The organism is Pandoraea sp. ISTKB (assembly GCF_001721285.1).
GTDB classification, from domain to species: Bacteria; Pseudomonadota; Gammaproteobacteria; order Burkholderiales; family Burkholderiaceae; genus Pandoraea; species Pandoraea capi.
Map to the genome: position 1 here is coordinate 71,175 of NZ_MAOS01000021.1, position 14,057 is coordinate 85,231.

Below are 14,057 nucleotides of genomic sequence, written 5' to 3' on the forward strand. Positions count from 1 at the left end.
GGGGTACAGCCATCGCTGCGATCCGGGGCGGCACGTATGCGCGGTCCCGAATCGCGGCGACGAATTACGTCATCGCGAGATCACGAAAGTGCGGCGAGCGCAGCGTCGTAATTCGGTTCGTTCTTGATTTCCGGCACCAGCTCGGCATGCACGACGCGATTGTCGGCGTCGAGCACCACGACGGCGCGAGCCGTCACGCCTGCCAGCGGGCCGGTCTTGATTTCCACGCCGTAGTTATTGAGGAACTCACGACCGCGCATGGTCGAGAGCGTCACCACGTTGTTCAGGCCTTCGGTGGCGCAGAAGCGGCTCATCGCGAACGGCAGGTCGGCCGAGATGACGAGCACGACGGTGTTGTCGAGCTTGCCGGCGGCTTCGTTGAACTTGCGCGTGGACGTGGCGCAGGTCGGCGTGTCGAGGCTCGGCACGATGTTGAGGACTTTGCGCTTGCCAGCGAAGTCGTCGAGCGTGACGTCTGCGAGCTTGGCGTTGACCAGCTTCAGTGCCGGTGCGGTCTGACCCTTCTGCGGGAACTGACCGCCGACTTCGATGGGGTTGCCCCCGAGCGTGACTTGGGACATCTATATCTCCTAGGTTGAGTGCAACAGCGCTATCAGGGATAGAACGCGAGCACCCGGTAATTACTGGCTAGCGCTGCCTGCGCCGACAATCGTAACCGAATCGTGCGTTCATTGCGTGGCGTTAGCCCCGCTTCGCGCACGGCTGGCTCGACGACGTATTCGTTCGCTGAAAAAACGCGACGTACGACTGGTTTGCCGTCGAGATCCGAAAGCGTGAGTTCGAGCGACGGCCAGGCCAGCGCATGCACGGCCTGATTGCGCATGAAGACGGTGAGCGTCATGGGCACGGTGTCGGCAGGCGCTGCCGTGACGCCGCTGGCGGCTCCATCGGTAGCGGTGTCCGGACCGGATGTCGATGCGTTGGTGGCGGTACCGGTGTCGTCGGTGACGAGCGTCACGCTGGAAATCTGAATCTGGTCGGGCTGACGCGGCAGACCGATCGTCACGTGCATCGGACGTCCGATCGCGGCGAACACGCCACGCAATGCCGGCATGCGGTCGACGAGCGCCGCACGCTCGATCCACGCCCATTGCCCGAGTACGGCGACGACGGCCAATGTCATCAGTACCCACCAGATGACGCGTGCCGCACCGGGGCGCTTCGGCGTCGTGGCGAGGGTGGATGCAGACGTCGCCTGCGCACGCGATGGCGACGCCGTCGGTGCGCTCAGCACGGTGGGATCGTCGTCATCCATATAGCGTCCCGGGCCATGTTGCATCCGCGCGCGGCTTTCGTCCGGCGAGCCGAGCAGGGCGGCGATGGCCTTGGGGGCGAGCATCTCGGGGACCGGTCGGTCGCCACTGAGGGCGGCAGCGCTATCGCTGGACGACACGGTGGATGACGCGGGAAATCCTGTGGTCGCGGCGGCGATGCCGGAGGTCGCACCGATGCTGGGCGTCGCGCTCAGACCGGGCGGGGTGGCCGTAGCGGTAATCGAGGCCGGCGCGGAAGCGGCGTTCGCATCGGCTGCGCTTGCCGCGTTTTCCGCGCTGGCTGTGGAGCCTGTCGGCGTGTCGTGATCGTCTGCGGGGGGATCGCACAGATAGGCGCGTCCGTCGAACACTTCCCGGCAGTGGCCGCAGCGCACGAGGCCGTCGCGCAGCTTGAGCTGATCCGCGACGACGCGAAAGACCGTATGGCAGTGAGGGCAGCGAGTGGCGAGAACGCGTGAGGACTGGGTCATGTGGCCTGGAAGACTCTGTGGACTCGGCGCCTCATGCGACACGCAGTGGTGACAATCGGCGCAAATTAACCGGTCGCCTGCCCGTGCAGGCAGACCCAGCCGTCGTGAGCGCGCCAGACCGACATCTTCATATAGGGCGCGTAAGCCGCGATCACCTCGTCGGCCTGTCGTTCCAGCACGCCGGACAGCGCGAGCCGTCCGCCCGGTGCCACGCGCGACGTCAACATCGACGCGAGCAGCTTGAGCGGATTCGACAGGATGTTGGCGACCACGATATCGAACTGACCGTCGCGCAGATCGTCGGGCAACCCGTACTCGACCGGCGCGTGATTGCGTTCGCTGTTGTAACGGGCGGATTCGACGGCCTGCGGGTCGATATCGATACCGATGACCGGGTCGGCGCCGCACTTGCGCGCAAGAATCGCCAGAATGCCCGATCCGCAGCCGTAGTCGAGCAGCGAGCCGCCCGGTTGCACGTGCTGCTCCAGCCACTCCATGCAAAGACGCGTGGTCGGATGGCTACCCGTGCCGAATGCCAGACCCGGATCGAGTTCGAGGATGAGAGCGTCGGTGTCGGGCGCGTCGTGCCACGACGGCACGACCCAGATGCGCTGGCCGATCTGCATCGGCTCGAACTGCGATTGCGTGAGACGCACCCAGTCCTGTTCCTCCACATCACGCAACGTGAAGGCGGGCGACTCGGCGAGTCCCAGTTCGTTGACCGCCGCCGCGAGCAGCACGGCGGCGTCCTGATCTTCCCCGACCAGCGCCACCACGCGCGAGCGTTGCCACGCGGTGTCCGGCGGGGTGAGACCCGGCTCGCCGAACATCGGTTGCTCGTCGGGCGTGTCGGCGTCCGCGTCTTCGACGGAGACCGACAGCACGCCCAGATCGAGCAGGGCGTCTGACAGGGCCTCGGCCTGGGCGCGGGCAACTTCTACGACGAGTTCGCGATACATAGCGAGTGATTCCTGCTGATTGACTGACTTAATTGCCACCGACGGCAGACTTCTGCGCCAGCTTGTGTTCCAGATAGTGAATGCTCGTGCCGCCTTCGACAAACTTGGCGTCGAGCATCAATTCGCGGTGAAGCGGAATGTTCGTCTGGATACCTTCGACCACGATTTCCGACAGCGCCACACGCATGCGGCGGATCGCCTGTTCACGCGTTGCACCGTAAGCGATCAGCTTGCCGATCATCGAGTCATAGTTGGGCGGCACGAAGTAGCCGTTGTAAGCGTGCGTGTCGACGCGAATGCCGGGGCCACCCGGCATATGCCAGGCGGTGATGCGACCCGGCGACGGCGTGAACTTAAACGGATCTTCGGCGTTGATACGGCACTCGATGGCGTGACCCTGGAACTGGATGTCGCGCTGACGGTAGGCGAGCTTCTCGCCGGCCGCGATGCGGATCTGTTCCTGCACGATATCGACGCCCGTGATCATTTCCGTGACCGGATGCTCGACCTGCACGCGCGTGTTCATTTCGATGAAGTAGAACTCGCCGTTCTCGAACAGGAATTCGAACGTGCCGGCGCCGAGGTAGCCCATCTTCTTGCAGGCGTCGGCGCAGCGATCGCCGATGCGCTCGATCAGACGACGCGGAATCAGCGGTGCGGTCGCTTCTTCGATCACCTTCTGGTGACGACGCTGCATCGAGCAGTCGCGCTCACCCAGCCAGATGGCTTGCTTGTGCTTGTCGGCGAGCACCTGGATTTCGATATGGCGCGGGTTCTCGAGGAACTTCTCCATATAGACTTCCGGGTTGCCGAAGGCGCGGCCGGCTTCTTCACGGGTCATGTTGACCGCGTTCACGAGCGCCGCTTCCGTATGCACCACGCGCATGCCGCGACCACCGCCGCCACCTGCGGCCTTGATGATCACCGGATAGCCGACCTGACGTGCAATTCGCACGATTTCCTTCGGATCTTCGGGCAACGCGCCTTCCGAACCCGGCACGCACGGCACGCCGGTCTTGATCATGGTCTGCTTGGCCGACACCTTGTCGCCCATCAGACGAATGGTTTCGGGGCGCGGCCCGATGAACGTGAAGCCCGATTGCTCGACGCGCTCAGCGAAGTCGGCATTCTCGGAAAGGAAACCGTAACCCGGGTGGATGGCCTGGGCGTCGGTGACTTCCGCAGCGCTGATCAGCGCGGGCATGTTCAGATAGGAGAGCGGCGACGGGGCCGGTCCGATACAAACCGCTTCGTCGGCGAGCTTGACGTACTTCGCTTCCTTGTCGGCTTCGGAATAGACCACGACGGTCTTGATGCCCATCTCGCGGCACGCGCGCTGGATGCGCAGAGCGATTTCGCCGCGGTTGGCGATGAGGATTTTTTCAAACATTATGTGCAGTCCTGCCCGTAAGGGGAGAGGAGCGGGGCCGGACACCCGGTGTCGCGGCGGCGCACGGCCGCGCGAGCGAAGCGTCCGACAACCGGCATTAGCCGATCACGAACAGCGGTTGACCGTATTCCACGGCCTGACCGTTCTCGACGAGGATTTCCTTGATCACGCCGGCCTTGTCCGACTCGATCTCGTTGAGCAGCTTCATCGCTTCGATGATGCACAGCGTCTGGCCTTCCTTGACCGAGTCGCCGACTTGCGCGAACGGATCGGCGCCCGGCGACGGGGCACGGTAGAACGTACCGACCATCGGCGACGTCACGATATGGCCTTGCGGCACTGCCGGCGCTGCCGGTGCAGCAGCGGCGGCCGTGGCGGCGGGAGCTTGCGCAGCGACTTGCGGCATGGCCGGCATGGCCATCTGCATCGGGGCGGCGATCACTTGCGGCGGCGCCTTGACGATGCGGACCTTGCCTTCGCCTTCCGTGACTTCGAGTTCGGAAATACCCGATTCGGCCACGAGGTCGATCAACGTCTTGAGTTTGCGCAAATCCATGAAGGAAGCTCCTTGATTCTGTATCGACGCGGGCGCAACGTCCCGCGAGAGGAAATGGGGTGTGGAAGAGGACTACCCGCCGGCGAGTCGCCGCAGGGCAAAATCGAGTGCATAGGTATACCCGCGCCAGCCCAGGCCGCAGATCACACCTTGCGCGATATCGGAAAAGTACGAGTGATGCCGGAAGGCTTCGCGCGCATGGACGTTCGAGAGGTGAACCTCGACGAACGGGATGCCTACCCCGGCCAACGCGTCGCGAATGGCCACGCTGGTATGGGTGTAAGCCGCAGGGTTGATGACGATGAAGTCGATCGACTCACCGCGTGCCGCCTGAATCCGGTCAACCAATGCACCTTCGTGATTGCTTTGAAATGTCGCCACCTCGGCACCCGCCGTCTGCGCCTGCGCTGTCAGCGCGGCATCGATGTCGGCCAGCGTCGTGCGACCGTACACCTCCGGCTCGCGAGTACCGAGCAGGTTCAGGTTAGGGCCGTGGAGCACGAGAATGCGGTGAGGCATCGGCGAATCAAATTTCACGAAATTGGGCGCAATTAAACGCCAGTTGGTGGATTTTGTCCAGTGGGGCGAAAATGGGACCCCGCCAGTCACGTCCGGCGGGGCTTCCCGGGAACCCTCGATTCCCGCAGTAGGGTCAGATCAGCGGTTTGAGGGCGCTGCGCACCTCGTCCGACGTGATGCGGCCCAGCTTTTCATAGTGCATACGGCCTTGCGGGTCGATCACCACGGTGAACGGCAGGGCACCCGCCTTGTTGCCTAGTGCACGGGCGAGATCGGTGCCTGCATAACCTGCCACGAGCAACGGATAGTCGACTTTCACCTTTTGCTCGAAGGCGATCATGTTCTGTGCCGTATCGATGCCGATGCCGATGAATTGAACGTTTTTCCCGCTGAATTCGGTCGATAGCGCCTGCAAATCGGGCATTTCCTCGACGCAGGGTCCACACCACGGCGCCCAGAAGTTGACGACCAGCGTCTTGCCCTTCCATTGCGAGACTGCCTGATCGTTACCTTTCAGGTCGGGCAGGCGCGTGGCGAGCAGTTGAGCGACGGCGGCGTCGGAGGCATCGGGCGTCGGCTGGTTTCGATGGCCGAGCCAAAAACCGGCCGCCAATCCCGCGAGCGCCAGAATCACCAGAATAACAATGCGTTTTGCCATGATGAGCGAGGGGCCGGAGGTTCCGGACTAGACAGTAAACGAAAGACGAAGGGTAATTGCGAAGAATTAGTGGCGATTGTGCCGCGATTCGGTCGTGATCATGCGGTGATTATGCTGTTAACCGCCCGAAGGTCAGTGACTTTGGGCGGCCTCGGTCTCTGCGATCAGCGCACGCAGGCCGTCTGCGTCGGTCCGTACCGGACGTCCATTGCCGTCGGACGCCTTGAGCGCGCCGCGCATGTCATCCATGGAATACAGCGACAGATGCACGCCGGCCGGTTCGCCCGCCTGACGACGCTCGCGCCACAGGAAGCTCAGCGTCTCGACCATCCCCCGGCCATTGAAATGGCGGCTTTCGGACACGTCGTAATCGATCCCTCTATTCAGTAGATCAATCGCGACATCCTTCGGGTTATCGCAAAAAGCCTGCAAATAGATGTCCGATAGCGCCGTGGCGGTGCCGTTGTAGACCGCGCCGGTAATGTACGGCCGATAGCGGGCCAGCTCCGTCATGACCGTGAGGGCGACCTGACGCAGGTGCGCCAGCTCGGCCGGCTGCGTGTCGGACAGGAACGTCTGCACGTATTCCCGGACTTCCGCTTCGATCTGGTCGTTATCCGGCAGCAATTCCCCGGCAATTCGCGTCTCGCCCGTGACCTGTTTGGCCGCTTTGCGTTTGGCACTCGCGTAGTCGGCCCCCTCCTCGGCGATGAGGCGGGCAGCCGCCAGGGCGATTTCTTCGCGCAGGCGTTGGGCGTCGGTCCAGGATTTGCGTGTCATGCGGACGATGATACCCGAAAGGCATTGCCGTTCGCGCCGCAGGTACAATGGAGGCCTTGGCGTCCAGCACTTCGCTGGCACCCCCTTGGCACTCCCATTTCCCGCACGGGTTCGGCCCGTTTTCAACACGCTCCCCATCCATGCATATTCATATTCTTGGCATCTGCGGCACGTTCATGGGCGGTCTGGCGGTCCTCGCTCGTCAGGCCGGTCACACCGTCACGGGTTGCGATGCCAATGTCTATCCGCCGATGAGCACGCAGCTCGAGGCGCAGGGTATTCGTCTGATCGAGGGTTTCGACGCCGATCAGGTGTCCCTGGAGCCCGACCTGTTCGTCATCGGTAACGTCGTGTCGCGCGGCAACCCGCTGATGGAAGAGATCCTGAATCGGAATCTGCCCTACACGTCAGGCCCGCAATGGCTCGGCGAGCATGTGCTGTCGAAGAAGTGGGTGTTGGCGGTGGCCGGCACGCATGGCAAGACGACCACGACGTCGATGCTGACCTGGATTCTCGAAGACGCGGGTTACAACCCCGGATTCCTCGTGGGCGGCGTGCCGATGAACTTCGGTATCTCGGCGCGGCTGACCGACAGCGATTTCTTCGTCATCGAAGCCGACGAGTACGACACGGCGTTCTTCGACAAGCGCTCCAAGTTTGTCCATTACCACCCCCGCACGGCCATCCTGAACAACCTGGAATTCGATCACGCCGACATCTTCCCGGATCTGGCGGCCATTGAGACGCAATTCCACCATCTGGTGCGTACGGTGCCGGGCCAAGGCCGTCTGATCGTCAACGGTCGGGAACCGGCGCTCGAACGTGTGCTGGCCCGTGGCTGCTGGAGCGAGGTCGAGCGTTTCGGCGTGGCAGACGGCTGGCACGTGTCGCAAGCCAACGAGACGCTGGCGCCGGGACAGGAAGCCTTCTGGGTCCATCAGGGCCCGAAGGCGGCCGGTGAAGTGAAGTGGTCGCTGCAGGGCGAGCACAACCGGATGAACGCGCTGGCGGCACTGGCTGCCGCCCGTCACGTGGGGGTGCCGACGGAGCAGGGCGCGGCGTCGCTGGGCAAGTTCCAGAACGTGAAGCGTCGCATGGAAGTGCGGGGTGAAGCCAATGGGGTGACGGTCTACGACGATTTCGCCCATCACCCGACCGCCATCCAGACCACGCTCGCCGGCCTGCGCCGCCGGGCGGGCAACGCACGCATTCTGGCGGTGCTGGAGCCGCGTTCGAACACGATGAAGCTCGGCGTGATGAAGGCACAGTTGCCGGCGAGTCTGGCCGATGCCGATCTGGTGTTCGGCTACGGCGCGCCGTCCGGCAAGGATGCCCTTGGCTGGAATCTGGCGGAAGCCCTCGCCCCGCTGGGCGCGCGAGCACAGGCGTTCAGCGATATCGACGGACTGGTGCGCGCGGTCACGGCGGCGGCACAACCGGGCGACCAGATCGTGGTGATGAGCAACGGCGGCTTCGGCGGCATTCATCAGAAATTGCTCGACGCGCTTGCTGCGCGAGCCTGAGCGAGTCGTCGCATTCACCGAATGGATTTTCCCGGGACTCACATGATTCTCTATCTGCACGGCTTCCGTTCGTCGCCGCGATCTTTCAAGGCGCAGTTGATGGCTGCCCGCATGCACCGGCTCGGCCTCGGTCACGCCTGGGCGTGCCCGCAATTGCCGCCATCGCCGCTCGCGGCCGTCGTCGATGCCCAGCGCTTGCTCGCGGGGGTGACGCCCGATGCGCTGACTATCGTGGGAAGCTCGCTGGGCGGTTACTACGCGACGTATCTGGCGGAGAAGCTCGGATGCCGGGCCGTATTGCTCAATCCGGCAACGCACCCGTACGACGACCTCGACAAGTGGCTCGGCGAGCAGCCGATGTGGCATGGCGGCGGCTCCATCGTCGTCGAGCCCCGTCATCTGGACGAACTGCGCATGATCGACGTGGCACAGATCACGCGTCCCGAGCGCTATTACCTGGTGGCCGCGACCGGCGACCAGACGCTCGACTATCGCGACATGCTGGCGAAGTACCCCGGGGCGAAGCTCACGCTGATTGAGGGCAGCGACCACGGGATTTCCGATTTCGCCAACTATATGGACGACGTGCTGCGCTTTGCCGGCATCGACGTACCGTCTTCCCCAGGCGCAGCAAGCCCGTCCGCGGGCGAATAACGCGTTTGCCCGTTCTGCTCTAAACCGCCGTACATTGGCGGGCTACAATATCGCCTATTGCGATCGATGGCTGTTTCATGAACATTTTTTTTGAGGAATCCGGCGGCTTCAAGGCTGGCACGGTGTTGTCGCAGCAGGGCGAGTCGTATCAGGTGGAACTGCCTGGCGGGCGTCGCAGCAAGATCAAGGGACGCGATGTCCTGTTGCGTTTCGAGTCGCCCACGCCTGCCGAGCTGATCGCGCAGGCGCAGGCCGCAGCACAGGACATCGACATGAGTTTCCTGTGGGAATGCGCGCCGGCCGACGAATTTCCGTTTCCCGTGCTCGCCACCGAGTATTTCGGCGAAGGCGCGAGCGTTGCCCAGCAGGCCGGTCTGGCGCTGGCGTTGCAGGCGTCGCCTATCTATTTCCGCCGCAAGGGCCGGGGTCAGTACCAGCGTGCTGCGCAGGAGCAACTGGAAGCCGCGCTCGCCGGGCTGGCGCGCAAGCAGCAGCAGGCCGAGTTGCAGGCGTCCTATGCCGATCAGATGATTGCGGGTGAGTTGCCGGACGCCCTCAAGGGCAAGGAATTGCAGTTGCTGTTCCGTCCCGACAAGAACGCCATCGAATGGAAGGCGCTCGATGCTGCCGCCATCGCGCTGGGCAAGACCCATGCCGAAGTGATGCTCGCGTGCGGCGGTATCGCGTCACCGCGCGCCTATCACGAGGCTGCGTTCCTCTACGAACACTTCCCGCGCGGCACCGGTTTCCCCGATCTCGGGCCGACGCCGTTGCCGGCCGACGATCTGCCGATCGCCGATGTTCAGGCGTTCTCCATCGACGATTCGACGACGACGGAAATCGACGACGCCCTCTCGGTGCAACTGCTCCCCGACGGGCTGCTGCGCGTGGGCATCCACATTGCAGCGCCGGCGCTGGGGATCACGCGTGGCGACCCCATCGACGAGATCGCGCGCGTGCGCCTGTCGACGGTCTACTCGCCCGGCGAGAAGATCACGATGCTGCCCGACTCGGTGGTCGAAGCCTATACGCTCGCCGAAGGGGGCGCGCGTCCGGCGCTGTCGCTGTACGTCGTGGTCAAGGCCGACACCTATGAAATCGTGACGACCGAGACGCGTGCCGAGCGGGTGCCGATCTCGGCGAACCTGCGTCACAACGAACTCGACGCGATCATTACCGCCGAGGCGCTGGCCGACGGCAGTGGCGAATACCCGCACAAGGAAGAGCTGCGTTTGCTGTGGCCGTTCGCGCAGTCGCTGTACGACAAGCGTCAGGCCGCGCGCGTGGGCTATGGCCTGCGTCCGGAAACGCAGAACAAGACCGACTTCAATTTCTACGTCGACGGCGAACATGTGACGATCAAGCAGCGCCTGCGTGGCGCACCGCTCGATCTGATCGTTGCCGAAATGGCGATTCTCGCGAACAGCCGCTGGGGTCGTCTGCTGGCCGAATGCGGCGTGCCGGGCATCTATCGTGCTCAGCGTGCGTATGGCGTGAATCGTACGCGCATGCAGACGTCGCCTGCGCCGCATGAAGGCCTTGGTGTCGAGCAGTATGCGTGGAGCACGTCGCCGCTGCGTCGATACGTCGACTTGGTCAATCAGTGGCAATTGATCGCCTGTGTACGTCACGGTGTGACGGCAAAGCTCGCGGCGCCTTTCAAACCGAAAGACGCCGATCTGTATGTCACCGTGTCGAGCTTCGAAGCCGCGTACGCAGCGTACGGTGAGCATCAGAGCCGCATGGAGCGCTACTGGTGCATGCGCTGGTTGATTCAGGAGAACAAGTCGCAGGTGCAGGCGAGTGTGCTCAAGGGCGATACGGTTCGTCTGAACGACATTCCGCTCACGCTGATCGTGCCGGGGCTGGGGCTGCACGCACGGGGTACGCAGATCATGCTCGATGTGCTCTCGTTCGACGTGGTCACGCTCAGCATTTCGGTGCGCATCGCGCAGGTGCTCGGTGCTGTGCCGTCCGCGCTTGCCGACGACGATGACGAAGGCGACGGCGGTGCGGGCGACGGTGGTGAAGGTGGTGAGGGCGGTGAAGGTAACGACGGCGCCAACGGTGCTGAAGGGACTCCCGATGGCACTGAAGGCACCGATGGCACGCAAGGCGACGTGAGCGCTCAGGCTGACGCGGAGTCGGCGGTGGCCGACGATGCACCGCAGGCTTCGTCATCGGCCAATGCTACCGATAGCACTTCGCCGATGGCGGCTGCACTGATGGCGGCGGGTGCGCACGACGCGTCGGCCAGCCCCGCGTGCTGAAACCCGCACTTCCTTCGGGCAATCTGGTCGCGGCGCGTCGCCGCGGCTGGTCGCTCATGCGCGAGCATCCGCTGGCCACCGGTCTGATCTTCTCGGCGGTGGTGCATCTGCTCGCGCTGGCCGTGCATTTCGTGGCCCCCGACAGTTTCCGTTTGCATAGCGCGGACACGCCGCTCGAAGTTGTGCTCGTCAACGCGAAGTCGGCCAATGCGCCGGACAAGGCGACTGCGCTCGCGCAGGCCAACCTCGTGGGCGGTGGCGAGCATGACGGTGAGCGCGCGACGTCGCCGCTAACCTCGCGTTCGGTCGATCGCGAGGGGGCGCCCATCGCGCAAATGCAGCGCAATGTGAGCGATCTGGAGGCTACGCAGGAGAAGCTGCTCTCGCAGCTTCGCAGCCAATACGCGGCCACGCCGGAAGCGCAACGCAACCGGACCGATTCGCCGCAGCGCGGGCAGGGGCTTGACGACCAGACCGTTGACCAGCAGATCGCGCGCTTGCAGGCGGAAATCGACAAACAGTTGCGTGCTTATCAGACACGCCCTAAACGTGGGCAGGTCACGGCGAATACGCGAGAAGTGGCTTACGCGCGTTACTTCGACACCTTGCGTCATCGCATCGAGCGATACGGCACCGAGCATTTTCCGCAGATCGGCAACGATCGCCTGTACGGTGAGCTGATCGTCACGCTTAACGTCAATCAACGTGGCGGACTCGGGTATCACAAGGATGGCTGGAACGTTGTCGGCGTGGAAGTCACGCGCAGTTCCGGCAATCGTGATCTGGATCGCCGCGCGGTTGCCATCGTGCAGGCGAGCGCGCCGTTCGGCGATTTCTCGCCCGAAATGAAGCAGCGATACGACATTCTCGAAATCGTCACGCGCATGACGTTCACGCGTCAGGGCGTTCAGGCACAAACGCTTGCCGCACCGGCGAGCGGTGCGGTGCAGTGAGCCTTCGCAGACACCGATAGACGGTGTCGATCCACGGCAGGTGACGACACCTGCGCCTCACCCTTTCATGATCACGGACATCGCGTCGCTTTGGGACGTGCCCGGAAAAACTTTCCAAACATTTCTATAATTGCGGGGTTCTCCTGAACTGAAAAATCCGCCATGAAATGGATCATCCTGGCGATCATTGCTGCTTGCGCTGTGTACGTGCATTTCCGCGGTAAGGTCCGCCACAAATTCTTCCGTCAGCTCTCTGACCACTCGACGTTTTTGTCGCCACTGAACGTGTTCATGTACGCGTTTTCTCGCGTACCGACGACGCCCTATCTGAAGACCGACAACTTTCCCGAGCTCGAACCGTTGCGTCAGAACTGGGAAGTCATCCGTGCCGAAGCGGTGACGCTGCTTGAGGCGAGCCGCATCAAGGCATCCGACAAGTACAACGACGTTGGCTTCAATTCGTTTTTCAAAAGCGGCTGGAAGCGCTTCTATCTCAAGTGGTATGACGATGCGCATCCGTCCGCCAGCGACCTCTGCCCGGTGACGACCGGCCTCGTGAGCCAGATTCCTTCGATCAAGGCCGCCATGTTCGCCGAGTTGCCGCACGGCAGCCGTCTGGTGCGTCACCGCGATCCGTATGCCGGGTCGTTGCGCTATCACCTTGGGCTGGTCACGCCGAACGACGATCGTTGCTACATCGACGTGGACGGCCAGCGATACAGCTGGCGCGACGGCGAGGGCGTGGTGTTCGACGAGACGTATATCCATTACGCCGAGAACCAGAGCGGCCAGAACCGTATCATTCTGTTTTGCGACGTGGAGCGTCCGATGAGGTATCGCTGGTCACAGGCGATCAACCATTGGTTCGGACGTCATCTGGTCGGCGCCGCCGCCTCGCCGAACGATGCGGGCGACCGAACCGGCGGGCTGAACAAGGCTTTCAAGTATATTTACTCGATCCGCATCGTCGGCAAACGCCTCAAGGCGTGGAACCGGCACGTGTACTATGCGGTGAAATGGGCGTTGTTCGGCGGTATCCTGCTGTGGATACTATGGTGACCGGCGCCCGCTGAATTACGGCCCAACGCCTGACTTTGCTGCATGACATCACGGCGCCTGAGCGAAAGCCAGGCGCCGCGTCTTTGAAAACGATGACAAACCAAACGCCTGCCGGGGACTTGCCCGCCGATCGCTACGCCGTGATCGGCCATCCAGTCGAACATAGCCAATCGCCGTTCATCCACGCGGAATTCGCGCGCGAGACGGCGCAGCGCCTCACTTATGAGCGCTTGCTCGCGCCTCTGGACGCGTTCGCCGCAACGGTGCGCACGTTCATCGAACACGGTGCGCGCGGCGCTAACGTGACCGTCCCCTTCAAACTCGAAGCGCACGCGCTGGCAGATCGGCTCACCGAGCGTGCCCAGGCGGCTGGTGCGGTCAACACGCTGGTGTTCGATGCGGATGGGATTACCGGCGACAACACCGACGGTGTCGGACTGGTGCGCGACATCGAAGGCCCGCTTGGCGTGTCGCTAGCGGGGCGTCGTGTGCTGTTGCTCGGTGCGGGGGGCGCATCGCGCGGTGCGATGCTGCCGCTGATCGAAGCGAAGCCGGCGGCGCTGTTCATCGCGAACCGCACGGCGGCGCGTGCCGACGAACTCGTCGGCCGTTTCACCGATGCGGCCAAACGCCAGGCGGTGTCGCTCGCCGGCGGTGGCTGGGATGCGGTTCCGGGCAGTTTCGACGTCGTCATCAACGCGACAGCAGGCAGTCTTCAGGGAGACGTCCCACCGTTGCCCGCCGGCACTTATGCCGCCGGGGCGCTGGCGTACGACATGATGTATGGCGCACAGCCGACGGTATTCATGACGCACGCGCTGTCAGCCGGTGCCGATCGCGCGGCGGATGGCCTGGGCATGCTCGTCGAGCAGGCGGCTGAAGCGTTTGCCGTGTGGCGCGGTGTGCGTCCGTCGACCGACGTCGTGCGCGCCGCGTTGCGCGCCCGGCTTGCGGCAAAAGGCTGATTCGCG

14 protein-coding genes are annotated in these 14,057 nt (G+C 63.5%); 6 read left to right on the top strand and 8 right to left on the bottom strand.

Annotation, left to right across the window (positions count from 1 at the left end; all coding sequences use genetic code 11):
• Nucleotides 1–80: 80 nt before the first annotated feature.
• The 8 genes from tpx to A9762_RS05235 all read right to left on the bottom strand — a co-directional run bounded on the left by tpx (nucleotide 81) and on the right by A9762_RS05235 (nucleotide 6,627).
• The gene (gene tpx / locus A9762_RS05200) at nucleotides 81–581 is read right to left on the bottom strand and encodes a thiol peroxidase (RefSeq protein WP_069340973.1); all 501 of its coding nucleotides are present in this window, start codon (nucleotides 579–581) and stop codon (nucleotides 81–83) included.
• Between the two features lie 32 nt (nucleotides 582–613).
• Entirely contained in the window at nucleotides 614–1,765 is a 1,152-nt protein-coding gene (locus tag A9762_RS27995; RefSeq protein ID WP_083253648.1) for a DUF3426 domain-containing protein, read from the bottom strand.
• 65 nt (nucleotides 1,766–1,830) lie between these two features.
• Nucleotides 1,831–2,724, bottom strand: a complete 894-nt coding sequence (prmA, locus tag A9762_RS05210) for a 50S ribosomal protein L11 methyltransferase (RefSeq protein WP_069340975.1) — start codon at nucleotides 2,722–2,724, stop codon at nucleotides 1,831–1,833.
• A gap of 28 nt (nucleotides 2,725–2,752) precedes the next feature.
• Nucleotides 2,753–4,114 (bottom strand): acetyl-CoA carboxylase biotin carboxylase subunit, encoded by a 1,362-nt coding sequence (accC, locus tag A9762_RS05215; protein ID WP_069340976.1) that lies wholly within the window; start codon nucleotides 4,112–4,114, stop codon nucleotides 2,753–2,755.
• A 97-nt stretch (nucleotides 4,115–4,211) separates the two neighbouring features.
• A complete protein-coding gene (gene accB, locus A9762_RS05220) occupies nucleotides 4,212–4,670 on the bottom strand; it encodes an acetyl-CoA carboxylase biotin carboxyl carrier protein (protein WP_069340977.1) in 459 nt (152 codons plus the stop codon).
• Between the two features lie 72 nt (nucleotides 4,671–4,742).
• The gene (gene aroQ, locus A9762_RS05225; protein WP_069340978.1) at nucleotides 4,743–5,189 is read right to left on the bottom strand and encodes a type II 3-dehydroquinate dehydratase; all 447 of its coding nucleotides are present in this window, start codon (nucleotides 5,187–5,189) and stop codon (nucleotides 4,743–4,745) included.
• 133 nt (nucleotides 5,190–5,322) lie between these two features.
• Nucleotides 5,323–5,847, bottom strand: coding sequence for a thioredoxin family protein (locus tag A9762_RS05230; RefSeq protein ID WP_069340979.1), 525 nt, complete (start codon nucleotides 5,845–5,847; stop codon nucleotides 5,323–5,325).
• A 132-nt stretch (nucleotides 5,848–5,979) separates the two neighbouring features.
• A complete protein-coding gene (locus A9762_RS05235; protein WP_069340980.1) occupies nucleotides 5,980–6,627 on the bottom strand; it encodes a UDP-N-acetylmuramate--alanine ligase in 648 nt (215 codons plus the stop codon).
• Between the two features lie 140 nt (nucleotides 6,628–6,767).
• Between A9762_RS05235 and mpl the strand changes: the two genes are divergently transcribed.
• The 6 genes from mpl (at nucleotide 6,768) to aroE (ending at nucleotide 14,051) form a co-directional block, all read left to right on the top strand.
• Nucleotides 6,768–8,150 (top strand): UDP-N-acetylmuramate:L-alanyl-gamma-D-glutamyl-meso-diaminopimelate ligase, encoded by a 1,383-nt coding sequence (gene mpl, locus A9762_RS05240; RefSeq protein ID WP_069340981.1) that lies wholly within the window; start codon nucleotides 6,768–6,770, stop codon nucleotides 8,148–8,150.
• A 42-nt stretch (nucleotides 8,151–8,192) separates the two neighbouring features.
• Nucleotides 8,193–8,804 (top strand): YqiA/YcfP family alpha/beta fold hydrolase, encoded by a 612-nt coding sequence (locus A9762_RS05245; protein ID WP_069340982.1) that lies wholly within the window; start codon nucleotides 8,193–8,195, stop codon nucleotides 8,802–8,804.
• A 77-nt stretch (nucleotides 8,805–8,881) separates the two neighbouring features.
• Entirely contained in the window at nucleotides 8,882–11,074 is a 2,193-nt protein-coding gene (locus tag A9762_RS05250; protein WP_083253649.1) for a ribonuclease catalytic domain-containing protein, read from the top strand.
• Entirely contained in the window at nucleotides 11,068–12,027 is a 960-nt protein-coding gene (locus A9762_RS05255; RefSeq protein WP_240493452.1) for an energy transducer TonB, read from the top strand. The genes A9762_RS05250 and A9762_RS05255 overlap by 7 nt, the downstream gene beginning before the upstream one ends.
• Nucleotides 12,028–12,189: 162 nt before the next feature.
• Nucleotides 12,190–13,086, top strand: coding sequence for a lipid A hydroxylase LpxO (lpxO, locus tag A9762_RS05260; protein WP_069340984.1), 897 nt, complete (start codon nucleotides 12,190–12,192; stop codon nucleotides 13,084–13,086).
• A 92-nt stretch (nucleotides 13,087–13,178) separates the two neighbouring features.
• Nucleotides 13,179–14,051 carry a shikimate dehydrogenase gene (gene aroE / locus A9762_RS05265; RefSeq protein WP_069340985.1) on the top strand — a complete coding sequence of 291 codons (873 nt, stop codon included), beginning with the start codon at nucleotides 13,179–13,181 and terminating at the stop codon, nucleotides 14,049–14,051.
• The last annotated feature ends 6 nt before the right edge of the window (nucleotides 14,052–14,057 follow it).